This window comes from Halococcus sp. PRR34 (genome assembly GCF_028617175.1).
Classification (GTDB): Archaea; Halobacteriota; Halobacteria; order Halobacteriales; family Halococcaceae; genus Halococcus; species Halococcus salifodinae.
Genome location: NZ_JAQJDA010000032.1, coordinates 1 through 23,417, shown reverse-complemented (window position 1 = coordinate 23,417; position 23,417 = coordinate 1). Strand labels below are relative to the sequence as shown.

Here is a 23,417-nt window from a genome sequence, read left to right as displayed (position 1 = left end):
AACCAGGGAGAGAAGCACTCGAAGCCATCCTCGAAACCGCACTCTGACCCACCAACAATCACGTACCCAAGAGCGAAATTCGATATCCACTCATCAATCATTAGTTGGCGGGTGACGAATCTGCGTAGGCCGTTGGTTGATCTCTTTTCAGAAGTGAAAACTGCCAATGTACAGAAACTGGCAAAACATTTATTAGTGGTTCGGTTGTGGTAAGGAATGGCGTCTCGGGACAGTAACAGCTGTCGGGTTAGCGTCTCGCGACGGCCCAAGTCAGAACAATGCAAGACCAGATCCCAACACTCACACGCCGTAAGCTCCTTCAGTCAGCAGCGCTCGCTGCTGGAGGAGCCGCAGTAACTGGTGCGGAAACCGCAGCATTGACCGCGGCCGACCCCTCATCAGATGGGTTCAGTCTGCCAATAGATACAGAAACAGCGGACTTGCAGTTCAACCCACGAAATAGCGAGAACCGGGAACCTGCTGTCGAAGCGTTCCTCTACGAACCTCTTGCAGAATACAACGTGAGAGAAGACACGTTTGTTCCCGTTCTCGCTGCGGACTGGTCGGTTTCCCCGGACCACTTGAGCATCACGTTGAGTTCGAATTATTATTGGCATGAGGTGACTACTAACTCTGGTGAGAGTCGGGGAGGTCAACCTGTAACGGCTAGCGATGTCGTTCGCCAATTCCAGATGGATCAAGCCTTCGGTGCGGAGTACTGGGACGTCCTCTCCGGTGTTACCGTTTCTCGTGAGCCGAAGGGAGATGGTGGTGGTGGTGGCACCGTCCGTGTCAACTTGAAAGGTGATGTGAACAAAGAGATTCTTCTCCATGACTTGCTTGGGCAGCATCTTAGTCACTCGCCAGAGTATTTCGAACAAGCAGAGAAGTCCGCTATCGAATCGTTGACTCTCAATCCGGAGCATGCCGGTCCACCGATTGGCACCGGTCCCTTCAAATATGCCAGCCAAGATGCCAACCGTGTCTCTCTCAAGATGGCTGGCAGTCACCCATCTGCTGATAACATAAACTGGCAGGATTATACCTTCGAGTCAAAGACCTCGGAGCATACAGTTCTCGACGAACTCAACAATGGTTCATTCGCGGGGACGCGGGAGGCCCACTATCCCGAACAGTTTCAAGAAGAGTCGGGACAAACGATCGGTGGTTCGTATACTCAGGTGACGAATGAGAGTACCGGTGGTTGGGGTATTCTCCTAAATCACGAACATCCCCACCTCCAGAAACGACAATTTAGGAAAGCCATCGCGCACATATTCAGCTCAGCCGACGCTGTCGAGTCGATGACTGCATCAGTAATCGAGACGGTAGCACTCCAAACCGGACTCTCCCCGAACCAGACTCGTGAATACCTCGACGGTGAGCTCGGAAAATTCGAAGTGTACGGGGATGAGAAACGTGCCGGCGAACTGCTCGGCGATCTCGGATTCTTCCGAACATGGGAAATATGGAACGACTCACGCGGCGGGCCACTCACGCTGGGTTTTGTCGGCGCACCGGATCCAACTCAAGACACGTCAGCTGCAATCAGCGCTAGCGAACCAGCGTGGTACTATGGTACCCAAGAATTTCAGCGCCAACTCAACGAGTTCTTCCGCGACCAAGACCCAGACATCGTACAGGGATGGTTCGACGGAACCCACCTCAATGCTCCTGTCGGGGCAGTAGAACAGTTCACTGATGTCGGTGTTCACGACGATATCTTCGCCTTCCTGCCGGCCCGTCAGTGGGGACATATGAATCAGACTCATCCCTATCACACGTTCCGGTCAGACATGCTCATGCGCGAGGCATCGGATCTCGGCTTCGGGCCAGTAGTAGAGGTACCGACGTACGGCAACCCTGGTGGACCAGAGGAAACAATCGATATCCGCGAGAAGCTCGCAGCGCTACGTCGCACCACCACAGAAAGTGAGGAGCGGCGTCTCGTCCGTGAACTAGCGTGGATCATCAACGAGTCAGTCCCGTACCTGCAAGGATACTATCGACCATCCATTTCTTATTTGGACACTGAGGGCTGGGAGTTCCCGAACACGGAGGAACTGAACGTTGAATACCCAAGTACCCATCTACCGCGCGTGGGTAACATCCAAGCAACGGAGTAAATATGCCACTCAAACCACTATACACAGACCCACTACAAGACACGTCAGTAGAGGTAACGCTACCAGAATGGAACAAGGTACAAGCTACCACCAGTGTTTGGAGCCGAGCCTCGAAACCAGTTGAGGTCGACTTCACACTCCAGGTCGATGGAGAAGCGGTTGCCACCGAAACTGTCACAATAAGCCCGGAGGAGATCCAGACTGCCATCGAGCGCTGGCAGCGTATGCAGAGAGTAGAAGTGACGCTCGAACATACTGTCGATACTGCCGGGGAGCACACTATTTCGATCGGCGACAGTACTCAGACAGTATTGACGCTCAGGCCCCTTCCAGAGAAGTTCGAAACGTGGGACGGAGCTGGACCGCAGGGTGCTGACGGAGAATATGGGCTCGGTGCAAACGACCACCCAATCATCGTTGCAGGCACCGACACAGACGCTTGGCGTGGTGTCAATAACTTCAACACGATCTATGTCCCAGACGGGCTTCAAAACAGCGGGTCGGTAACGGTGAAGATCGTTAGTCAGGAGGCCACAAATCCTGGTGGATTCACTAAAGGAGGACTCATCGTTCGCAACGACATGGACGCGTCTGCGGACGAACCTGGCGGCAAAGGGATGGTTCGCGCACTCGTCTCTCCGCCAGATAGTGTCGACCGATCGGGTTCCGCTCCGGGCGATGAAGTATACGGTCGATTTTCGATGGAATGGGATAAGAACGGCGACGGAACGGCGAGTGGAGCACCTTTCCCGCCGAAGTACTATGGATCGACCGCACAAGAGTCGACCTGGCTTCGGCTTGAAAAAGATGGTACCAGCTACACCGGCTACTATAGCACGGACGGTAACGATTTCACGCAAATGAATACTGTAGAGGTCCCACAGGCAGCATCCGTTCAGGACGTCGGTATGTGGGCAGTCTCACTCGCTCCTGAGCGATGTCGTACCGAGTTCGCAAACTTCGAAGTAACCAATCAATAAACCAATGAGATACGGATTCATCCACCAAGGGACGTTCACCGAAGAGCAAGAAGCCGCTCTAGAGTGGCTCAAGTCGACGTCAAACGATGTATGGACGGTCGAACTATCAAGCCTGCAATCATCAGGTCGTGGCCCACCGGAAGACAAACCAGGTCGTGGTCCACCGGAAGACAAACCAGGTCGTGGCCCACCGGAAGACAAACCAGGTCGTGGTCCACCGGAAGACAAACCAGGTCGTGGCCCACCGGAAGACAAACCAGGTCGTGGTCCACCGGAAGACAAACCAGGTCGTGGCCCAGGACACCCGAATATCAGGTCGCTTGATGCCCTCTGGTGGCATCGTGATCACGACATCAACGAGTTCTCTCTAATCCACGATGAGTCTGTCCGGGATGAACTCGTCTCATACATAGAGGATGGTGGCGGGCTCCTGTTGACCCAGCATGCCTTTGAAGTCGCCCACATCCTCGATATCGAGACGCTGCCACCTGATACAGATGAAGCGGACATAGAAGGAACGAGCTACGGGTTCTCAAAACGGGACCTCTACACAGACCATCCGATCTTTGAGGGGTTCGATAATCGAGAATTCACCACTAAGACCGAGTCACGCAGCCACCACGATTCGAGCCTCTACTGGAATCTAAACACCCCGCAAAAGGGTGAGGTTCTCGCTTATTTAGCGCAAAGCGGACGACGAGCGTCGACGAAGAAACCGTTAGTATCGTGGTACCAAGGAGATGGAGCAGTCATCGGGATCGCCAGTTGTGTGCGATTTACAGACACCACAGACCAAGCCCATGAAGGAAATCTCAAGCTTCTACTTAGCAACTCTTTGTCATATGTCTCGGAGGGGGGTGAGAATCGACTCCCAGGTGAAAATCGTCCGAGAGGCGCTGAAGGTTTCCTTGAACTGCGTCAGCGTCTGGCTGACAACCCCTATCGTCCTCGATATCACTTTGCTCCACCGGCGAACTGGAACAATGACCCTTGTGGTCTAGTAGAGTACGAGGGTACCTACCACCTATTCTACCAGCACAACCCCCACGGTGATTTCTGGGGGAACATGCACTGGGGGCATGCAGTCAGCGATGACATGATTCATTGGGAAGATCGCCCCATCGCGCTGTCCCCGAACCCGGATGACCCGGGCGAGTTCGGTATCTTTACCGGCTGCGGTGTCAACGTCGGAGACGAAGTGTTGTTCTTCTATACCAGTGTCGGGCCAGAATCCCATCTTAAGGGGGCAGAGATGAAACAACTGCCCAGTCGGGCCGCCGGGTCGGACAGTGATCTGACTAATGTCAAAAAGTACGACGGCAATCCTCTCATGGATACACCGCCGATGGGAGCGTTCTCGCCTCCATACGACGGTAGTGAGCCGAGCGTTCCATTCGCAGATCCCGGCGGGTTCCGCGATCATCACGTCTGGCAGGAGGACAACGGCTATTGGTACCACATGGTCGGTAGTGGACTCCAGGGCGGCGTAGGAGCAGCTATCGTCTTCCGCGCAAAGGACATCAGAACCGACGACTGGGAATTCCACACGACCATTACTGGAGACCGCGTAGGATTCTGGGAATGCCCACAACTATTCAATTTTGAGACGAAATCCATGGTGCACTGGTCGCTTGGATTCTTCGCGGATGAGACTGTTGGGTACAACCTCGGCAGCTGGGACGCCAGTTCCGGCGATTTCACTATCGAAGAGCAGGGGTACGTTGCTCGCGGCGAGTACTACGCGCCACAGGCGATGAAAACACAGGATGGTCGCTATGTGATGTTTGGGTGGATCACACCGATCCTTGAATTCAGCGATGGTTGGGCTGACACTATGATCTCTCTTCCTCATACTCTCTCGGAAGCAGACGATGGCACGCTTCGTATCCAGCCCGCAAAAGAAGTGAAAAACGCTCGTAACGATGAGGCTAATTCGGTCTCTCGTTCCAACACCATCCTGAAACGTGATGGCGGAAGTAACGAACAGACACCGTTGTCGGATCTCAACCACGATAGTGTCGAGATAGACGCGACGGTCGAGTCGGCCGGTGCGACGGAGGTGACACTAAACGTTCTCGAACATCCCGATGGAACCGAGATCACGCCGATCACGTACGACTTCGAGGCAGAAACGTTGACGATCGACCACACCTCCTCGTCGGCCGAAAACGATCGCCCGAAAGCGGACAGTCGCCCGGCCACCCGCTCGGTAGACGTTCCAACGAATGACGACGGGTCGGTGAACATTCACGTCTTCGTCGATCGCTCTATCGTTGAAGTGTTCGCTAATGGAAGAGAATTTGTTGTCTCGCGGGTCTACCCAACGCTTGGTAAGAGTAATAACTATAGCATTGATGCCGACGGCAACGTACGGCTTCGATCGCTCAATGCTTATCAGATGGGATCCATTTGGGATCATCTGGATGACGAATCACCATCTAAGGCATCTGAGAATCAGGGCACCAAACCGCCATATGGGAAAGCCCGCGGAGTTGCTGAATCAACCCCTACCAACGCCTTCAAGCATCGGAGCAAGCACAGTGGGAGGACCCCCCAGCAGAACAACGACTCCGATGATCGCAGCGAAGGGGAGCGAGAAAAAGACAAATAAATGACGTAGGGGTGGCGTTAGATTCTGTCTTTCTGCATCTTGGGTATATTATTTCTAATTATGGAAATCAGATATTGGGCCCATATGGTTTGCATTTCCCGTCAGCATTCACCGTTGCAGTTATTACGATGAGGGGCATATGAGCGGCTAAAATGGGTCTGAAGGTTGGCTTCACTAACGATGCAACCATGATCAGCTCAGAGATGTTATCGTCTTTGCATCCAAACGTTAATGATATTTATAGGTTCGTTAGCCGATTTAACGATTTAGCAACTGCAAACCGCACCCTCATCCGGTTCCAATGACAGAAAAAAACCATTCTGAAAAGCAAACTCATGATGCAGTGACTAGCTGTCAGAAACTTCTCCCTCAGGAACCAAGCGGCGGGGATGTCATCTTCGGATTTGATGGTTATGTAGACAATATACGACAGGTAAAGGCAAGCAAAGATGACGAAGTAGGTGACCGTATTTCGACGTTGGATGATTTCGGAAAAGAAATCACGTCATCGGCAGCTGCTAATAGCTCACTCTCGATACCCTGGATGCAAAAGCAGCAACAAACCGGGGGGCATGTAAGCCACCTCGCTCGTGTGTACCAGGGTCTTGATTTCGATACGACGCTCTTGGGAATGTGCGGTGACCCCTTGCTCGATATTTTCGAGAAAGAATTTAGCGAATGCACGATCCATTCGTTAGGCCAGCCAGGTATTACTGACGCCATTGAATTTGAGGATGGGAAGATTTTGCTGACGGAGAATGGTGATGCAGCAACACTCAACTGGGAATCACTACAATCACGAGTTGAAATCCCTACGCTTGTCAAAGAGTTAAATGGAGTCCGATTATTCGGGATCGGATACTGGTCAGCTATACCAGGATTAGCAGATGTTTTGGATGGACTGAGAAAAAACGTTTTTCCAAAACTATCGGATGCCCCAGAACATGTCCTCATCGATCCTGCTAATGTTCGTCGGCTTGACCGCCAGAAACTCAATGAGATGGTGACGGCAACACATAAACTCAGTGAAATTGTTGATTTGACTGTCTCTGCGAACCGAGTCGAGACAAAAATCTTGGCAGCTAAGATGGGAAATAGTGCAAGTGGTACTTTAATGTCAGATGCTCGTACTGCCTTTGATCTTCTCGGTGTCGATCGATTCGTTGGACATAGCACTACTGAATCGGTTATCGTTAGTGAAAGGGGAGCAGGCCGTGTACTGGTCGAAACAGTCGATTCCCCTCAGTCAGTTACGGGTGCCGGTGACCACTTCAACGCTGGTATGAGTCTTGGGCTTATCGAAGATTTGCCTGACGACGCCGCTGTCGCTCTTGGAAATGCGCTCGCTCACGAATTCGTCCGAACCGGCGAGACCCCGAATTATGATGACCTCGTCTCTGCTGTCAACTCATATAATCCAGAGAAATAGCGGTTATGCTCTTGAATAGAGACTGTTTACCATTTCCAACAGTAGTTGGAGGTCCCAGTCAGCAAGGGTGAAGCACACGTGTTACCCGGCGAACCATTATGCCCACCGAGATTGACAAACTTTGTATGAAATTAGGTCTCAGAGGCCCCAGTACGACTATCCGTCACATTCGCGTAGCCTGTTCACGCACGGGCATGAGACTGTAACAGCAGACACTCCGATTAATTCGTTACAAAGTAAATCTTTTAGCCGCTCGTCTCGTCCCTTCTGACATGGCTACCGTGTCGACAGCGCGTAACGAACAACCGTACATCGACGGGCAGTGGGAGAGCGGCGATGGGATCATCGAAGTGGCAGATCTCGCCGAGGATGGCTTGTTCGGCCGAATCACCGCCACGAGCCCGCTCCAAGCCGAAGCCGCACTCGATGCGGCCGAGAATGCACAGGCGGCGATGGCCGCGTCCACGATCCCCGAGCGGGTCGCGTGGCTCGAAGCCATCGCCACGGGACTGCGTGACCGGAAGGACGAGCTCGCGGACGTGATCGTTCGCGAGGCGGGCAAACCGATTTCGAGCGCGCGCGGCGAGGTCGAATCGGCTGCCGAGCGGTTCGAGCGCGCCATAGAGGAGGCACGGGGGCTGGACGGGGAGTTCCGACCGGGGACGACCGCGGGCCACGAGGGGTGGGAAGCGATCACCAAGCCCGAACCCCGGGGAACCGTGCTCTGCATCACGCCGTACAACTACCCGCTCTCGACCACCGCGCTCCAGGTCGCACCCGCGCTCGCCGCCGGCAACAGCGTCGTGCTCAAACCCGCGAGCAAAACCCCCGTGAGTGCTGCCATCCTGACGGACGTCATCGCATCGACCGACGTTCCGGCGGGCGGGTTCAACTTCGTGCCGGGGCACGCGAGCACGATCGGCGACGTGCTCGCCGGCTCGAACGCCGTCGACGCGATCGCGATGACTGGCTCCTCGGGCGCGGGCGAGCACGTCGCGCGCCAGAGCGGGATCGTGAACCTCCACATGGAGCTCGGCGGCAACGCGCCCGCCGTGGTCTTCCCCGACGCCGATCTCGACGAGACCGCCGCGGCGTGTGCGAAGGGCGGACTCAAGTACGCCGGTCAGCGGTGTTCGGCGGTCAGCCGCGTGCTGGTCCACGAGTCGATCCACGACGACCTCGTCGAACGGATCGAGAGCGAGATGGACGCCTACCCCACCGGTGATCTCTTCGACGAGGAAACGGCTCTCGGACCGCTCATCAGCGACGACCAGGCCGACTGGGTCGAAGAGCTCGTCACCGACGCTACCGATCGGGGTGCCGAGATCGTCCGCGGCGGCGGGCGCGACGGCCAGTTCGTCGAACCCACGCTGCTCGGCCGTGTTCCCGAGAGCGCACGCCTCGTTACCGAGGAGCAGTTCGGCCCCGTGATCCCGGTGACGACGTTCGCCGACGAGGACCACGCCATCGAGATCGCCAACGGCACCGATCTCGCGCTCGACGGCTGCGTCTTTACTACTGAGTACGACCGCGCGCTCCGGGTCGCCGAGCGGATCGACGCCGGTGCGGTCCGGATCAACGGCGCGCCCTCTCATGGCCTCGGCGACATTCCCTTCGGCGGGAACAAGAAATCGGGTATCGGCCGCGAAGGGATTGGCACGAGTATCGAAGGGTTCATTCGATACAAGAGTATCGTGCTCTAACAATACAATGACGCTACACAATCGCACGGTGGGGACGGACGTTCGGGAACTCGGCGCGCTGGTTGGTGAGGTGCTCGAAACACAGACCTCGACCGACGCGTTCGAGACGGTCGAACGCCTCCGTACCACCGCCATCGACTACCGCAACGGCGAGATCGATTCACGCGACAACTTGGATCGCACGCTGCGTGGCCTCGACCCCGAGACTGCCGTCACGGTCGCACGCGCGTTCGCGACCTATTTCGAGATGGTGAACCTCGCCGAGGAGCGCGAACGCGTCCGCGCGATCCGGACTGCCTCCCAAGAGGGCTCGCTCGCCGACAGTCTGGGTGCCGCCGTCGAGAGTCTCGCCGACCGTGATCCCGAGGTCGTCGAGCAGATCCTCGAGGACGTGCTGATCGAGCCGACCTTTACTGCACATCCCACCGAAGCCCACCGCAAGACGGTGAAGGCGAAACTCCGCACCATCGCGGACCACCTCGTCGCACTCGACGAGCGCCGGCTGACCGACACCGAGCGCGCACAGCTCGAGGACGCGCTCGAAGCCCAGGTCACGAGCCTCTGGGGCACCCGCCAGATCCGCGAGCGCCAGCCCGAACCGCTCGACGAGGCCCGCAACGTTCATTGGTATCTCGAAAACACCCTCTTCGATACCACCGGCGAGGTCTACCGCGAGATCGAGGACACGCTCGGGACGGAGTTCGACGATATTGGAGTACCCAAACTCTTCGAGTTCCGGTCGTGGGCCGGCAGCGATAGGGACGGCAACCCCTACGTCACGCCCGACGTGACGAGCGAGACCCTCGCACGACAGCGCCGGAGCGTCCTCGAAAAGTATCAGGAAGCGCTCGCCGACCTGTCGAGCGTGCTCGCCCACGACGCCGACCGGCTCGACACGGGCGAGGTCTTCGACGATCGGCTCGCCGCGAACCGCAAACGCTTCCCCACGCTTGCCGATCAGGCCCGCGAGCGCTACCCAGACGAACCCTACCGCCAGCATCTCCGACTGATGGGCGAGCGCCTCGAACGCATCGGCGACGTTCGGCCGAACGGGTACGACGAGCTAACGGGTTTCACCGCCGATCTCGACGCGCTGGCGACGAGCCTCCGGGCGAACGGCGGCGAGCGGATCGCCGCGGTCCACGTCGACCCGCTCGAACGCCAAGCCCAAACGTTTGGATTCTGTCTCGCTGGCCTCGATCTCCGGGATCACCAAGAAAAACACACCGAGGCGATCGCCGCGGCGCTTGGTCGCGAGGACATCGCCTACGAATCACTCGACGAAGACGAACGCGTCGAACTCCTGACCGAGGCCATCCTCCAGGACGCGCCGCTGATCGACGTCACCGATCGCGAGGGACTGTTCGACCCCGCGGCGCGGGTGCTCGAACGGTTCGACCGGCTGAACGACTGGCAGCGCGAGTACGGGGCGGACGCCATCGACACCTACTGCATCTCGATGGCCGAGAAGCCGAGTCACGTGCTCGAGGTCCTGTTCCTCGCGGATCAGGCGGGCGCGGTCTCCCTCCCCGAGTACTGTGGACTCGACGTCGTTCCCCTTCTGGAGACCGAGGCCGCCCTCGACGGCGCGCGCGAGATCATAGGCACCCTCTTCGAGAACGAGGCGTACAGCCAGGCGCTCGCCGCGCGCGGCAACCTCCAGGAAGTGATGCTGGGGTATTCGGACTCGAACAAGGAGAACGGGTTTTTCGCCGCGAACTGGGATCTCTACCGCAACCAGCGCCGGCTGGCCGACATCGTCGACGACCACGACGTCGACCTCCGGCTGTTTCACGGCCGCGGCGGCTCGATCTCCAGGGGCGGTGGCCCGATGAACGAGGCGCTGCTAGCGCTGCCGAACGAGACTGTGAATGGCCAGGTGAAGTTCACCGAACAGGGCGAGGCGATCGCCGAGAAATACGCCAACCCACGGATCGCCGAACGCAATCTCGAACAGATGCTGAACGCCCAGATCCGCGCGCGGGCACGGTCGCTCGACCAGCCTGCGGATGACGTACCCGAGGAGTGGCTCGACGCGGCCGCGACGATCGCCGACGCGGCGCGGACGGCCTACCAGGACCTGCTCACCATGGATGGATTCGTGTCGTACTTCGAGCAGGCCACCCCGATCACGGTGATCGAGGAACTCAACATGGGCTCGCGGCCGGCCTCGCGGTCGGGCGAGCGCACGGTCGAGGACCTCCGGGCGATCCCGTGGGTGTTCTCGTGGACGCAGTCGCGGTGCATTCTGCCTGGCTGGTACGGCCTCGGGGCGGGGATCGAGGCCTACCTGGAGGAGGGCGGCTCGACGGAGATGCTCCAGGCGATGTACGACGAGTGGGCGTTTTTCCGAACGACGATCGACAACGCCGCACTCGCGCTCGCGCGCACCGATATGGAGATCGCGAGCGAGTACGCCGCGGTCGCCGACGACGACCTGGAAGCGCGCTTCTTCCCGGTGTTTGAGGCAGAGTACGAGCGGGCCGCCGACTTCGCGACGACCATCGGCGACCGCGAGGACCTCGTGAACCGTGGGTGGCTTCGGGAGAGTCTCCGCCGCCGGAACCCCTACGTCGACCCGCTGAACGTGCTCCAGACACACCTGCTGGACCGCGAGCACCGGACCGAGACGGAAAAACGGGCGCTGCGCCTGACGGTCAAAGGGATCGCTGCCGGCATGAAAAACACCGGGTAGAGCAGCCTCAAAACACAAATATCGCAGATCCAAATCAGCCTGATCGGTCAGGCTGGCGTGCGCGGCTCACGCCGCAGCAGCATAGCTGACGGAATGTCGTGATCCCCGACCGGTTTGAGGTTAGGGCCTAGCGCGCACTTGCTCTTCCGGTATGTATCCCCTACAGAGGAACGGGACGAGCTGTCGTTAGAGGACACTCATCTAATCACGAATTGAAACGGAGACAAAGAAAGCATCGATGAAACCGCTCTCGCCACAGATAGTACTGATGCGGAAAAGGTTCGATCGATAAATCTTCGCAAATAGACACGCAACCTACGTTTATTAAGAACTACCGATCGGTAGACAGCGAAGGGATTGGATGGTTGAATCTGTCCTTCAGCGTCCACTAACTCTCAATTCGGCACGACGATTTTTCACTCTCTTAGTTGGAGAACATCGTAGCATGCACCCAGCGGGTGATATCCTGTCTTGACTTTTGGCGTCGAATCAATGTCGTCGTGGACTCTGTTGTCAGGCGTAAGCTTGGAATACCAGTTCTCATACTTTTTGTTTACCATGTTCTCCCAGGCATACTCCCAAATGCGATTATACCACGCCCAGTATGTCGGATCCTCGGTTGTGTCAGCTAAACGAGCGGCGGCAGCAAATCCCTCGGCGTGCGTCCAGTAGTACTTGTCCTCAGCGACAGGCTCTCCCTCTCGGGTGAAATTGTAGATGAAACCTCCGTGTTCGTCGTCCCAGCCATGTTCGACAGCCGTATCGAAGAAATGCTGCGCGCGGTCGACCAACCACCCTGCATCAATGTATTCGTCGAGATGGAGCAAGAGCTTCGTCCACTCCATGAGATGCCCCGGCTGATATCCCCATGGGCGGAATAGGTGCGTTGGCTGGTCCTGGTTGTAGTCCCAGTCGTGTTCCCAGTCGGTGGTGTAGTGCTCCCAGAGCAACCCGTCACCCTGATCAGCTAACTCCAGAGCTAGCCGTTCTGCAATCGTGTATGCTCTATCGAGGTACATTTCGTTGCCTGTCGCTTCGTAGGTACTAATCAGTGCCTCGCACATGTGCATGTTAGCGTTTTGACCACGGTACTCCTCAACCTCGTTCCAGTCGGAACCGAGTTTTCCCTTGCAGAGTCCGTATTCGTCCTCCCAGAAATAATCCTCAATGAGTGTGAAAGTTTCCTCGATGTGATCCTCAGCCCGAGGAATATCAGCTTTCGCGGCCGTCGAGAGTGCGAAGAGAACAAATGCGTGTCCGTAACACGTTCGCTGGGGATCAGCGACGTTGCGACCTGAGAGTAGCCACGGGTAACCACCGTCATCCTGTCTGTGCGCGTCGAGAAGAAAATCAACGCCGTGATGCGCCGCAGAGTGGCACCAATCTGGACCACCCAACAACTTGCCGACACTAAAGTTGAAAACAAACCGGGCCGTCGAGACGACCATCTTGCTCCGTCCGTCGTACACGTGTCCATCGACGTCACTCAATTGTGAAATGTACCCACCATACCGATGGTCGATACAGGTCGGGTAGTAGAAGTTCAGGAGGCTACGTACGTGCTGGTGGAGCCACTTTTCATCTCGGAAGAGACTATTGTCTCTGGGCATGATACCACATCTCGGTGTTCGGAGTATAAACATTCGGATAGCGACGAACACAAACGCCGGCTTCGGATTGAAACGGAATCTCAATAATCGCGCCAGCTGTGTTCGGGAGTCCAGCCCAGGAGGCGTTCAGCCTTCGAAAGGTCGAACAACGTGTCATATTCCGCGAACTCTCCCCGGAGCTCTGCCTCGGGAAAGAATTCGGTAATGACATCGGTCGTTGGGACAGCGGCGGTCGTATCCCCTGCGACCGCCCAAAATGACTCGTGACCGTCGTATTTTGCTTCAACGGCTTTCCGTGCGAGTGCAGTGGCGTCGGCCATGTGGATGTACGAGAACATGACGTCACGTCCGCTCCAAGGGTTGTCGTCTTTGATGGCGGCCATTGACCGATCGGCTTCAGCGAAATTCTCAATCACTTCTTGCTCGTCAGGAACCCACGGATACCGTAACGTCGAGATTGTCATGTTGGAATCAGGCCGCCGCCCAAAGCCGTCCGCTGTTATCTCCATCGCGTGTTTCGCGATGCCGTAGACATCGTCAGGGGTCCGGGGGTGTGCTTCGTCAATAGGTAGGTAGTCCACCTGCGGTGGTCGGACCTGATGTTCAGCTCCCATGGCGTTGATGCTCGACGCGAGACAGCAGGATTCCAGACCGAGCGCCTCGCTCGCTTCGAGAAGGTGCATCGCAGACATGGTATTACTCTTGTATGTCCTGTACTCCTGATGGCTGTAGGGATTTGGAATCGTTCCCATGTGAATGACCGCATCGGGCTCGCTCATGGCTAGCGCACCGTACGTCTGTCCCGGATCTAAAAGATCAGTCGTGATATACGTGTCCGACACCTCCTCACGCTGCTTTCCTCGGCTGATGTTCACCGTCTCGTAGCCGTGCGTAGCGAGGTCTTCGAGGATCGCTCGACCGATTTTGCCATTGCCTCCAGTCACCGCTATTGTCGAGAGTGACATGCACGAACAATCGATTGTGTCGGTCTAAAAGCCATCGAAAGGGGAGTAGTCGCGAAAATTGATCCGGCCTTGCGACGATAGGATGACAAACTCTAAGACCGAGTGTGCAAACGCATTGAATGCTTATCATGGACGTGTCACTCGTACTTCCGCCGGAACCAGACGACCGATGGACGCTCGCACAACAGGCAGGTGTGCACCATGCTGTCTTCCATTCCCTCGAGATTGGCGGCGGCTCGCGCCCATATGCGTACGATGATCTGCTCCGAATAGTCAATACGTATCGTGATCACGGCATTGAACCGGCAGCCTTCGAAGGTAGTGTGCCGTTGACCGACAAGACGCGACTCGCTCTCGACGGCCGTAACGAGGAGATCGAGCAGTTCTGTACACTCATCAGGAATCTTGGCGAACTCGGTGTCGATGTTGTCTGTTACGATTGGATGGCTGGCCTCCGATGGGCCCGCACGTCGGTGACAACCCCTACTCGCGGTGACGCGCTCACGAGCGCCTACGACGACGACCAAATGCGTCGAGGCCCAACACCGCCTGCAGCGAAGCGAACGACCGAGGAGGATCTCTGGGAGAACCTCGAATTCTTCCTTGATCGCGCCGTCCCCGTCGCGGAGGAAGCCGGCGTGTACCTCAGTCTTCATCCAGACGACCCACCCATTTCCGATGTCCGCGGAATGCCCCGTATCGTCAACAATGTCGAGGCGTACGATCGCGTTCTTGATCTATACGATTCGCCGCACAACGGTATCACATTCTGCCAGGGGAATTTCTCGGCGATGGGCGTCGATATCCCGAGCACGATCCGGCACTTTGGCGACCGTATCAATTTCGTCCACTTCCGCGATGTCGACGGCCTCGCAGACGACTTTGTTGAAACGTGGCACGATGATGGGCCGACAGATATGAAAGCCGCGATGGACGCGTACAGAGACGTTGACTTCGATGGACCGATTCGTCCCGACCACGTACCCACTATGACAGGGGAAGACAACTCGATCCCAGGGTATCACATCAAGGGAAAGCTCTTCGCTGTCGGCTACATGAAAGGACTGCTGGAAGAGTGACCGACTGTGGGGCTGGACCGACAACCGGTACGATCGTATCGGCAACAGTCAGACGTGGATTCGTGACCGGAATTCTTCCAGTCCTGTTACTCCGGGACGAAGGCGGAACAGTGCGCCGGCCCCACCGCCTTCCTGTTCCCGCTCTTCACCACCGGCGGTGGTAACGTACATGTCACGATAGTCTTCACCCCCAAACGTGACACTCGCGACTTTTCGGGCGGGGAACTCAATGCGTTGGAGTTCGGTGCCGTCCACTGCATACCGAATTAGAGCGTGACCGTTCCAGCGAGCCGACCAGATGTCGCCATTGGCATCGATCGTCATTCCATCTGGAACGCCTGGTTCGTCCGGGGTTGTGAGAAACTCGTCGTGGTTCGTGAGTTCTCCCGACACTACGTCGTAGTCGAACTGATGAATCGTTTGTGCCTCAGATTCGGTGAGGTACATCGTTTCCTGATCAGTGGTAAATCCGATGCCGTTCGGGATTTCGAGGCCCTCGTATACAACGTGATACGACCCATCGGTGTCAAACCGATACAACCGTCCCAGACGATCGTCGGTCGGCATCGTTCCGGCGAAGACGCGCCCGCGGGGACCTGCAATAACATCGTTGAATCGAGAGTCCTGTTCGCGAGGAATCGATTCGACAACGGATTTGACGTTGCCGTCTCGCCATCGTTCGACCCTTCCACTGGATTCGAACAGCAAAAGTGACCCGTCGTCTTGAATGGTAAACCCGCCGATTGAATCGTCCGTCTCATAGACGACGCTGTGGTCGGCAGCGGCCGGATCGTAGCGGTACAGTACTCCGTTAGGGATGTCACACCAGTAAAGAGCACCGTGATCGGGGTGCCAGAGCGGATTCTCTCCGGTGATACATGTGGTGTCTGCAACTCGTTCGAGATCCATAGAGACAGGACGAAGAGATGTCACAAAAAGGTGCGGACGGTAGGCGGGTGATACTCGGTTGCTCTTCTGTAGATTAGCGGAATACGTTGACGGCGACGGGAAGTGATGGTATGAAAGCCTGCGAATCCCCAGAGCATGGAACAAGGATGGGGTGGCAAAGGCTGGCAAGTAGTCAGCGCATGGCACTGCTAGATTGAACTCTCCCGTTCGAGTGCTTCGATCGGCGGTTGATTCTCCAACGCTTGGTGGCTCCGGAGATGGTTGTAGTAGGCGGTGTAGGCAGTCAGCCAGCGCTCTGCGCTGAGCTGACTGCCGTTCCATGTCTCGTGGAATCGGCCGACGCGCATGGTGTAGGTCTGGAACAGCTTCTCGACGATATTTCGGTCGGAATAGTTGAGGTCGCCGAGAAGGTCTGTTTTGGCCAGCGCCGTCAGGTAGCCCATGCCGTCGACGAGGAACTCCGCGTCTCCGACGCGGTGTTCCTCTTTGAGTTCGCGGAGGAACGTCGTTGCGGGCTCGATGCCACGATTCTGAGAAAGTCGTGCGTGGAGCACGACTTTCGAGTCAACGTCGATGGCGGCGTAGAGCCAGACCTTCTGTTCGTTTTCGAGCTGGATCTGCTTCTCGTCGACGGCGACACGATAAGGTCCGGCGGTGAAGTTTTGATCGTAATACTCGGCGAAGGACTGGTACCAGTGGTGGATGGCAGCTCGGGTTCGGCTGACGCCGAACCACTCACAGAGATCGCGACACTCCGCCAACGACGCTGCAGCGGCGTGAGCAGCGCACGCCAGCCTGATCAGCCAGGCTGGCGTGCTCGTCCGATCCGCGTCCAAAAACGGTACGTCCGGAGAGCTCGTGACCTCCACTTGGAGTTCTTCGAGCATGGTCCCAACCACCTCGAAGAACTCCGCTCAGTTCAACCTCAATCTAGCAGTGCCCGGTGAGGAATTCTGTCAAAATACTTAGTGAAGGTCCGCGCTCTCGACCAGATATAGCCCGAGCGCAGGAACAACGAGCGGAAACCGTTACAGCCAGTTATCAGTCATCGCTAGCCGAAACGCCAGCGTCGCGGTTTCGCCCCACGAACCCATCGAGATGGGCACGGCGAGCGATCTCAGGCCGATACACCCACGCGTTGAGGAGTACGATCGGGACCATCGAGACTGCTACGACAGCGTAGCCGACGTGGAGGTTTCCGAAGAGTGTTGAAGAGTATACTAATGGATAGAGGATGCCGCCAACGGTACCGACACCGCCGACGACACCCGCGACGGCCCCCGAACTGTTCGGGAACATCGCTGGTACCTGAGCGAAGATCGCGCCCTCAGCAAAGGCACAGCTCATCCCCACCAGAAAGCCCGCGCCGACAGCCAACAGGACTTCGCCAGAAGTGCCGGCCAGCGTCATAACCACCATCGTCACCATGATGAAACAGAGGCAGACGAACGTCCACTGTTCGCGATAGTGTCCCCCGAATACCGGCAGGATATCCCGTTCTTGGCGGGCCAGCCTGTCGCTAACGTAACCTCCGATCGGCCGCAGGAGGCCGGCCGCGACCGAGAACGTCGCGGCGAAGGTGCTCGCGAGCACGAGGTTGCTCGTGTCGAACGCCTCGCGATAGTACGTCGCAAGCCACCCGTTCATCGAGAGTTCAAGCCCGAAGCTCATGATGTAGGCGAGCGCGAGTACCACGGTCCCATACCGAGTCGCGGTGTAGACCCAGTCCTCGAAGTTCGCACTCTCCTCGGTGGCTTGGCGTTTTGCCTCGCTTTTCGCTGCCTCGCCCAACACATAGTAAGCGACAGCGAGACCGATCGAGATGATTCCTGTATAGAAGAAGGCAGCTCGCCAATTGGCGTTGAACAGCGGTCCGCTCCAGTTCGTCGGGAAGACTTGCGGGAGGATCAGCGCGCCGCCCGCAGCCCCAGCGTTGCCGATACCCGCGTAGATCCCCTCTGCGGTGCCCAATTCCTCTTCCTCGAACCACTCCGAAACGTGCTGGATACCGATGACGAACGTGATGCCCGCGGTGGCAACGATCAGCCGCTCGATGAAGAATACCGTATAGTTCTGGGCAAACGCACTCGCCATCGAGAACACGCCGACGTAGGCCAGGACGATGGCGAAGACAGTAGGCGCACCGTACTTGTCCGAGAGCCACCCGGTCAGGATTCGGCCGAACGGGGCGAGCCAGATCGCAGCGCTCGCCAGGATACCGATTTCCGCGAGCGAGAGACCGAACTCCTCGGCCATTGGCCCCGTGAATGGTGCGAACGAAAACCAGATCAGAAACGAGAAATTGAATCCAATCGTGGCGAGCACGAGCGTCCGCCACTTGGTCATCCGGATGAGGCTCATTGGTGCACCTCCGGGGGACGGTCAACGGACGCGGAGCGCTCGCGTTCAGTCATGTTGGTGTGCTCCGTTTCGCCTCCGGTTTCACTGTTCGCACAAGGAGCAGTGAGGCGCACTGCACACTGTTTGTAGTTTGGTTCGTCCGAGTCGGGATCGGTCGCCGCGACAGTAAGGTGGTTTGTCATTGGGTGATGGATCGGCAGCCAGACCATTCCGGTGGGAATGGTCTCGTCCGGTTCGACGCACGCTGACACCGACGCGCGCCGTGATTCGATGGTAGTACTGGTTGTTTGTGCGTCGTCCGTGTGAAGCACTTTCTCGTGGCTCGCGAGTGTCTCCGGATTGATGCGCGCAGTGAGTGGCTCCGTTCGATCTGGCGCGGTTCGCGTCCGCACACCTGTGTTGTAACCATCGGGTTCGCGCGCAGTAGTGAGCGTCAACGGATACTCCTGGTTCGGTGGCTCGGGAACGTCGTCGTGTCGCCCGGTCGAGAAGCGTGCTCTACCAGATGGCGTCGGAAACGTCCACACCGACTCGTCGGCCCCTATCGATTCGGTACCGGTCGTTGTCGATTCGTCATTGGAGCGGGTCGACGTCCTGGCATCAGCAGTCGCTGGATCGTTGGCACCGTCGGGATCGTAGTAGCGATAGCCGCCGGCCGATTCCTCGTTCGGTGCGGGCCACCGAACCGCGCTCTCGTGGTCGAGGCGATCGTAGGTGATGCCCGAACAGTCGGCGTCGGTGCCAGCCGTCAGCTCAGCAAACTCCGCGAAGACGCCTTCGGGATCGTGTACGTCGAACAGCCCCGGGACGAGCCGATCTGCAAGCGTGGCAATGATTCCGAGATCGCTTCTGACCCCTGAGGGCGTATCGGTAGCTGGGCGGACCCGCGAGACGGTACGCTCCATGTTCATCGCGGTCCCGTCGGATTCGCCCCACGTCGCCGCCGGGAGCACAACATCAGCCATTTCAACGGTTTCGCTCCAAAACGCGTCTTGGACTACCAGAAACGTCTCATCGAGTCGTTCACTAGCTGTCGTCGCGTCGGGAAGTCCCGCAACGGGATTGGTCGCCACGGCCCAGAGCGCCTCGATCGGTCCGTCGTCGATCGCCTCCACGACACCGACCGGGCCAGGGCCGGTATCATCAGGCAATCGGCCGATGGGAATCCCCCACGCTTCTGCGATGGCGTCTCGCTCATCGTGATCGGTGAACGAGCGGTGTCCAGGCCACGTTCCCTTCGATGAGCACACGCGGGTTCCCATCGAGTTCGCCTGTCCAGTCAGTGAAAACGGCCCCGAACCGAGGCCCAAGTTCCCGGTCGCAAGACAGAGATCGATAAGCGCTCCTGCTGTAGCTGTTCCCTGGGTGCTCTGGTTGACCCCCATTCCCCAATACAGCAGTGTCGGATCGGCGAGCGCATCCGCGATCGTGTCGACCGTTTCAAGGGGAACGCCAGCGGTCGCGGCCGCCTCACTGGCTGCCGGAAGATCCTTTGAAAGACTCTCGAAGCCAGCAGTGACGCACTGGATGAACTCCCTATCGACGAGATCACGATCGATAGCACTCATGAGGACGGCCCGCGCGAGCGCCAGATCGCCTCCCGGGTCTGGGCGGACGTGGGTGGCCGCCTGCTCGGCGGTCGTCGTCTCAACGGGATCGACCACCAAGAGTTGGCTGTCCGGTGCCTGCGCGCTCTCGTGGATCCACCGGTACATAACTGGGTGGGCAACTGCAGGGTTAGCCCCCCAAATGAGGTGGGTCCGTGCGCCGGGAATATCCTCATATGTGCAGGGGGGTGCGTCGCTCCCGAAGGCGTCGTAGTAAGCCGTGACCGCACTTGCCATGCAGAGAGTGGTGTTGGCGTCGTAGTAGCGGGTGCCAAAGCCACCACGCGCAAGTTTGCCGAGCGCGTACGCCGACTCGTTGGTCTGTTGCCCGCTGCCGAGGACTCCGATCCCGTTACCGTTCGGATTGCGCTCCAGAACGTCCTCGAATGCCCTGACGACACGGCCGAGTGCGACGTCCCACGTGGTGGGCAGTAGCTCTCCTTCTTTCCTGACGAGCGGCTGTGTCAACCACTTACCGTCAGGATCGCCACTCTCACGGATGCCGCGTGGACATGCTAATCCCTTGCTGACGGGATGAGAGACATCACCCCGAACCGAGGCGATACCATAGCCGATATCCACGCCCTCGTGGATATGACCACAGCCGACTGCGCATCGCATGCATGTGGTCTGTACTGGCTCACCCATCGATCGAGTCATCCCTCCCCGATCGTAGCTTACGCGCGGTCTGGTCGGTTAGTCCCAGCACAAGCTCTGGTGCGACGTCCATCGGTGCTTGTGGGACAGCGTCGACGGACAGTTCGTTATCAGTCATCGCTCGGAAGGGGAGTTCCGTCGGCGGTGGTCGGAGCCGGACTCTCACCGTCGTCGAACGGATACCACGACTGTTTCGCGTCGGTCAAACAGGGATCGTCGTAGGTGGTCTCCTCGGGTTCGGCCAGCTCGATGATCGTCTCGTGGCCGGTAGCCTCGACCCATTCCCGAAAGGTTTGTTTGTCCTCTCGAAGGGCGGCAAACGCTTCGAGGAGGTTCTGTATCATCCCCGGCACCTCGTCGGCTGGCACTCGTTGGCGCACCCACTCGATGAATTCGGGTTTGGTACCGATTCCACCACCGACACCGACGTCCATCGCCTCGACCATCTCGCCGTTTTTCCGGGCGCGCATTCCCTGAAGACCAATGTCGGCAGTCAGTGCCTGTCCGCAGTCGGCGGTGCAGCCTGAAAAATGAATTTTGAGTTGTGTGAGGTCTTCGGGCAGCTCGACACTGGAACGAAGCCAGCGGAGCATCACCGCCATCCGAACCTTGGTTTCGGTCAACGCGAGCGAACAGAACTCAGTCCCGGTGCAGGCTACCGCTCCCCGTGTGAACAGACCCGGATCCGGCGAATGAGTTTCGAGCAGCGGCTCGGCGAGCAGATCATCGAGGCCCTCCTCCGGAACGTCCATGAGCAACGGGTTCTGCCGACGGCTGAGCCGGACTTCGCCGCTGCCGTACTCGTCGGCGATGTCGGCGAGTTCGATTGCCTCCGCTGCAGGGACTCGCCCCACGGGTGTACTCAATCCCACGTAATACTGCCCATTCGGCTGTTCGTGGACGCCAATGTGATCGTGCTTGCCCTCTTCAGTTGATTCACCGGCGTTGTATGTGTACCCGTCTCGAAAGTTCGTCCCTGCGGGTTCGAGAGCGAAGTCGGTCTTCTCAACAAGCGCTTCGCGGATGGCATCGGTTCCCCACTCGTCGACGAAAAAGCGCGCTCGGTTCTTGTTGCGGTTCTCGCGGTTGCCCTCCGTGTGGTAGAGTTCCACGAAGGCCCGCACGATGTCGTACGCGCGGTCGGGCTGGACGAAGACATCGAGCGAGCGAGCCCGACGTGCCTCGCGCCCACCGAGCCCGCCACCGGCACGGAGATTGAAACCTCTGACCGGCTCGCCATCAACCAGCCTGCGTGCGGGTTCAAGCGCTACGTCGTTGATTGAATCCTGCGCACACCCCTCCCGACATCCCGTCACGGAGATGTTGAACTTCCGGGGCATACTTGCGAGCGCGTTGTCCCCGCGCAGGTTTTCCTGGATATGATCCAGTAGGGGACGCGTCTCGACGTATTCGTGAGCGTCCTTCCCAGCCACGGGACAGCCCGAGATATTTCTCATAGTATCCCCACCCGACGACCGGCTGGAAACACCGACCGATTCCAGCTTTTCCCAGATCTCGGGGACGTCCTCGAGCTTGATCCAGTGGAGCTGGACCGACTGCCGGGTCGTGAAGTCGATCCATCCGTTCCCGAACTCCGGGTTGTCAACTGGTCCCGTCGCGTACTCGCGTGCGACTTCACCGATGACTCGTAGCTGACCTGGCTCGAGAACGCCGCCACAGTTGGTCAAACGCATCATGAAGTAGCTCTCCTGGCCCGACCGCTGGTGGAACACACCCCAAAATTTGAATCGCGAGAACCACTTCTCCCGCTCGTCGTCAGGTATCGATTCCCAGCCGGATTCGGCAAACTCGATCAGCTTTTCGCGTACTTCGTCACCATACAGGCCGTCCTTCCACTGTTCTTTCTTGTTGCTCATTATCGTTAGGTCATTTTCTTATCTTTGACCACTTTTTTACGGAATGCCTGGTCAACTATCTCGTTCTTCATACAAGAGGTTACTACAACGGGTGTAGATAAGTCTATCCGTTTACATTGTATAATTCGAGTCTTAGCTAAGGGGCATCTGTCCAATATGTAATAAAGAGGGTTGAATATAATGCCGTAATAGGTTGGGTCTGGCCAATCCAGGGTTCGTCCATTTGGAGAGAACACTGAAGAATTATCACCGGAGGTTCAATAGATGGTTGCGCTGAAATCGCATACCCGTGCAACTGACTGAGACACGCCGAAGACGGAGGAATGGGTCTTGTTCTTCGGCTCAATCTCGTGAACCAACGCTACAAGAATGAGACTCCCCAGAAGAGCTCCAGCGCAATGTTGCTTTCCTGGTTCTGTTGCGCGCGTGCCTCTCAGGGATCGATACCTGATGTATTTTTGAATTAACAAACGTCAGGTTCCAAGGATGGTATCCGTCGATTTCTGCGTGATATACGACCTTATAATGCTAATACTCTATTGGAAATCGAGCGTTTGTCTACTGTGTTGGTAATATATGCCATCCTGTAAACTCCAACCTTTATATAGTGCCTCTGTTTGAGGGTAACTCGTGAATTCGATTCCGAATACGGACGAAAGTCGCAGAATCATGGACGTATGGTCAACAACTACTCCAACGGGCAACGAGGTGGAAAGTGGATGATGGACATTCTCAGTACCTCACAAAGCGGGTTAGGTGAACGGGCTGCTTGGTCGGTTGATGCGACCGGACCAAGCAGCCAACGAAC

14 protein-coding genes are annotated in these 23,417 nt (G+C 57.5%); 7 read left to right on the top strand and 7 right to left on the bottom strand.

Annotated features, from left to right (window positions below; translation table 11 throughout):
- Positions 1 to 278: 278 nt before the first annotated feature.
- The 6 genes from PHA81_RS19655 to ppc all read left to right on the top strand — a co-directional run bounded on the left by PHA81_RS19655 (position 279) and on the right by ppc (position 11,544).
- Positions 279 to 2,126 (top strand): ABC transporter substrate-binding protein, encoded by a 1,848-nt coding sequence (locus tag PHA81_RS19655; protein ID WP_273838464.1) that lies wholly within the window; start codon positions 279 to 281, stop codon positions 2,124 to 2,126.
- Between the two features lie 2 nt (positions 2,127 to 2,128).
- Positions 2,129 to 3,106 (top strand): hypothetical protein, encoded by a 978-nt coding sequence (locus PHA81_RS19650; RefSeq protein WP_273838463.1) that lies wholly within the window; start codon positions 2,129 to 2,131, stop codon positions 3,104 to 3,106.
- Between the two features lie 4 nt (positions 3,107 to 3,110).
- Positions 3,111 to 5,717: a GH32 C-terminal domain-containing protein gene (locus PHA81_RS19645; RefSeq protein ID WP_273838462.1), complete on the top strand. Its 2,607-nt coding sequence runs from the start codon at positions 3,111 to 3,113 to the stop codon at positions 5,715 to 5,717.
- Positions 5,718 to 6,018: 301 nt separating this feature from the next.
- Positions 6,019 to 7,146, top strand: coding sequence for a PfkB family carbohydrate kinase (locus PHA81_RS19640; protein WP_273838459.1), 1,128 nt, complete (start codon positions 6,019 to 6,021; stop codon positions 7,144 to 7,146).
- Between the two features lie 272 nt (positions 7,147 to 7,418).
- Complete coding sequence (locus PHA81_RS19635) at positions 7,419 to 8,849, top strand: aldehyde dehydrogenase family protein (RefSeq protein ID WP_273838458.1); 1,431 nt, start codon at positions 7,419 to 7,421, stop codon at positions 8,847 to 8,849.
- Between the two features lie 7 nt (positions 8,850 to 8,856).
- Positions 8,857 to 11,544 carry a phosphoenolpyruvate carboxylase gene (gene ppc, locus PHA81_RS19630; protein WP_273838457.1) on the top strand — a complete coding sequence of 896 codons (2,688 nt, stop codon included), beginning with the start codon at positions 8,857 to 8,859 and terminating at the stop codon, positions 11,542 to 11,544.
- A gap of 416 nt (positions 11,545 to 11,960) precedes the next feature.
- Here the strand turns inward: ppc and PHA81_RS19625 are convergent, their stop codons facing one another.
- The gene (locus tag PHA81_RS19625; protein ID WP_273838455.1) at positions 11,961 to 13,154 is read right to left on the bottom strand and encodes an AGE family epimerase/isomerase; all 1,194 of its coding nucleotides are present in this window, start codon (positions 13,152 to 13,154) and stop codon (positions 11,961 to 11,963) included.
- Between the two features lie 80 nt (positions 13,155 to 13,234).
- On the bottom strand, positions 13,235 to 14,119 hold the full coding sequence (locus PHA81_RS19620; protein WP_273838453.1) for an NAD(P)-dependent oxidoreductase: 885 nt from the start codon (positions 14,117 to 14,119) through the stop codon (positions 13,235 to 13,237).
- 119 nt (positions 14,120 to 14,238) lie between these two features.
- Here PHA81_RS19620 and PHA81_RS19615 point away from each other — a divergent pair, with 119 nt between their 5' ends.
- Positions 14,239 to 15,198 carry a mannonate dehydratase gene (locus PHA81_RS19615; protein ID WP_273838451.1) on the top strand — a complete coding sequence of 320 codons (960 nt, stop codon included), beginning with the start codon at positions 14,239 to 14,241 and terminating at the stop codon, positions 15,196 to 15,198.
- A gap of 48 nt (positions 15,199 to 15,246) precedes the next feature.
- Here PHA81_RS19615 and PHA81_RS19610 read toward each other — a convergent pair whose 3' ends face one another.
- The 5 genes from PHA81_RS19610 to PHA81_RS19590 all read right to left on the bottom strand — a co-directional run bounded on the left by PHA81_RS19610 (position 15,247) and on the right by PHA81_RS19590 (position 22,609).
- Positions 15,247 to 16,107, bottom strand: a complete 861-nt coding sequence (locus PHA81_RS19610) for an SMP-30/gluconolactonase/LRE family protein (RefSeq protein ID WP_273838449.1) — start codon at positions 16,105 to 16,107, stop codon at positions 15,247 to 15,249.
- 188 nt (positions 16,108 to 16,295) lie between these two features.
- Positions 16,296 to 16,994 (bottom strand): DDE-type integrase/transposase/recombinase, encoded by a 699-nt coding sequence (locus PHA81_RS19605; protein ID WP_273838447.1) that lies wholly within the window; start codon positions 16,992 to 16,994, stop codon positions 16,296 to 16,298.
- Positions 16,995 to 17,148: 154 nt separating this feature from the next.
- Positions 17,149 to 18,468, bottom strand: coding sequence for an MFS transporter (locus PHA81_RS19600; protein WP_273838445.1), 1,320 nt, complete (start codon positions 18,466 to 18,468; stop codon positions 17,149 to 17,151).
- Entirely contained in the window at positions 18,465 to 20,723 is a 2,259-nt protein-coding gene (gene nasA, locus PHA81_RS19595) for an assimilatory nitrate reductase NasA (RefSeq protein WP_273838443.1), read from the bottom strand. Before nasA ends, PHA81_RS19600 begins: the two co-directional genes overlap by 4 nt.
- 119 nt (positions 20,724 to 20,842) lie before the next feature.
- Positions 20,843 to 22,609 (bottom strand): ferredoxin--nitrite reductase, encoded by a 1,767-nt coding sequence (locus PHA81_RS19590; RefSeq protein ID WP_273838440.1) that lies wholly within the window; start codon positions 22,607 to 22,609, stop codon positions 20,843 to 20,845.
- Between the last annotated feature and the right edge of the window lie 808 nt (positions 22,610 to 23,417).

Excerpts from the sequence above, each read along its gene's own strand:
- PHA81_RS19635 (WP_273838458.1), top strand. The coding sequence starts at position 7,419 with ATGGCTACCGTGTCGACAGCGCGTAACGAACAACCGTACATCGACGGG.
- PHA81_RS19650 (WP_273838463.1), top strand. The coding sequence starts at position 2,129 with ATGCCACTCAAACCACTATACACAGACCCACTACAAGACACGTCAGTA.
- PHA81_RS19625 (WP_273838455.1), bottom strand. The coding sequence starts at position 13,154 with ATGCCCAGAGACAATAGTCTCTTCCGAGATGAAAAGTGGCTCCACCAG.
- PHA81_RS19610 (WP_273838449.1), bottom strand. The coding sequence starts at position 16,107 with ATGGATCTCGAACGAGTTGCAGACACCACATGTATCACCGGAGAGAAT.
- nasA (WP_273838443.1), bottom strand. The coding sequence starts at position 20,723 with ATGGGTGAGCCAGTACAGACCACATGCATGCGATGCGCAGTCGGCTGT.
- ppc (WP_273838457.1), top strand. The coding sequence starts at position 8,857 with ATGACGCTACACAATCGCACGGTGGGGACGGACGTTCGGGAACTCGGC.
- PHA81_RS19655 (WP_273838464.1), top strand. The coding sequence starts at position 279 with ATGCAAGACCAGATCCCAACACTCACACGCCGTAAGCTCCTTCAGTCA.
- PHA81_RS19640 (WP_273838459.1), top strand. The coding sequence starts at position 6,019 with ATGACAGAAAAAAACCATTCTGAAAAGCAAACTCATGATGCAGTGACT.
- PHA81_RS19645 (WP_273838462.1), top strand. The coding sequence starts at position 3,111 with ATGAGATACGGATTCATCCACCAAGGGACGTTCACCGAAGAGCAAGAA.
- PHA81_RS19615 (WP_273838451.1), top strand. The coding sequence starts at position 14,239 with ATGCTTATCATGGACGTGTCACTCGTACTTCCGCCGGAACCAGACGAC.
- PHA81_RS19605 (WP_273838447.1), bottom strand. The coding sequence starts at position 16,994 with ATGCTCGAAGAACTCCAAGTGGAGGTCACGAGCTCTCCGGACGTACCG.
- PHA81_RS19620 (WP_273838453.1), bottom strand. The coding sequence starts at position 14,119 with ATGTCACTCTCGACAATAGCGGTGACTGGAGGCAATGGCAAAATCGGT.
- PHA81_RS19600 (WP_273838445.1), bottom strand. The coding sequence starts at position 18,468 with ATGAGCCTCATCCGGATGACCAAGTGGCGGACGCTCGTGCTCGCCACG.
- PHA81_RS19590 (WP_273838440.1), bottom strand. The coding sequence starts at position 22,609 with ATGAGCAACAAGAAAGAACAGTGGAAGGACGGCCTGTATGGTGACGAA.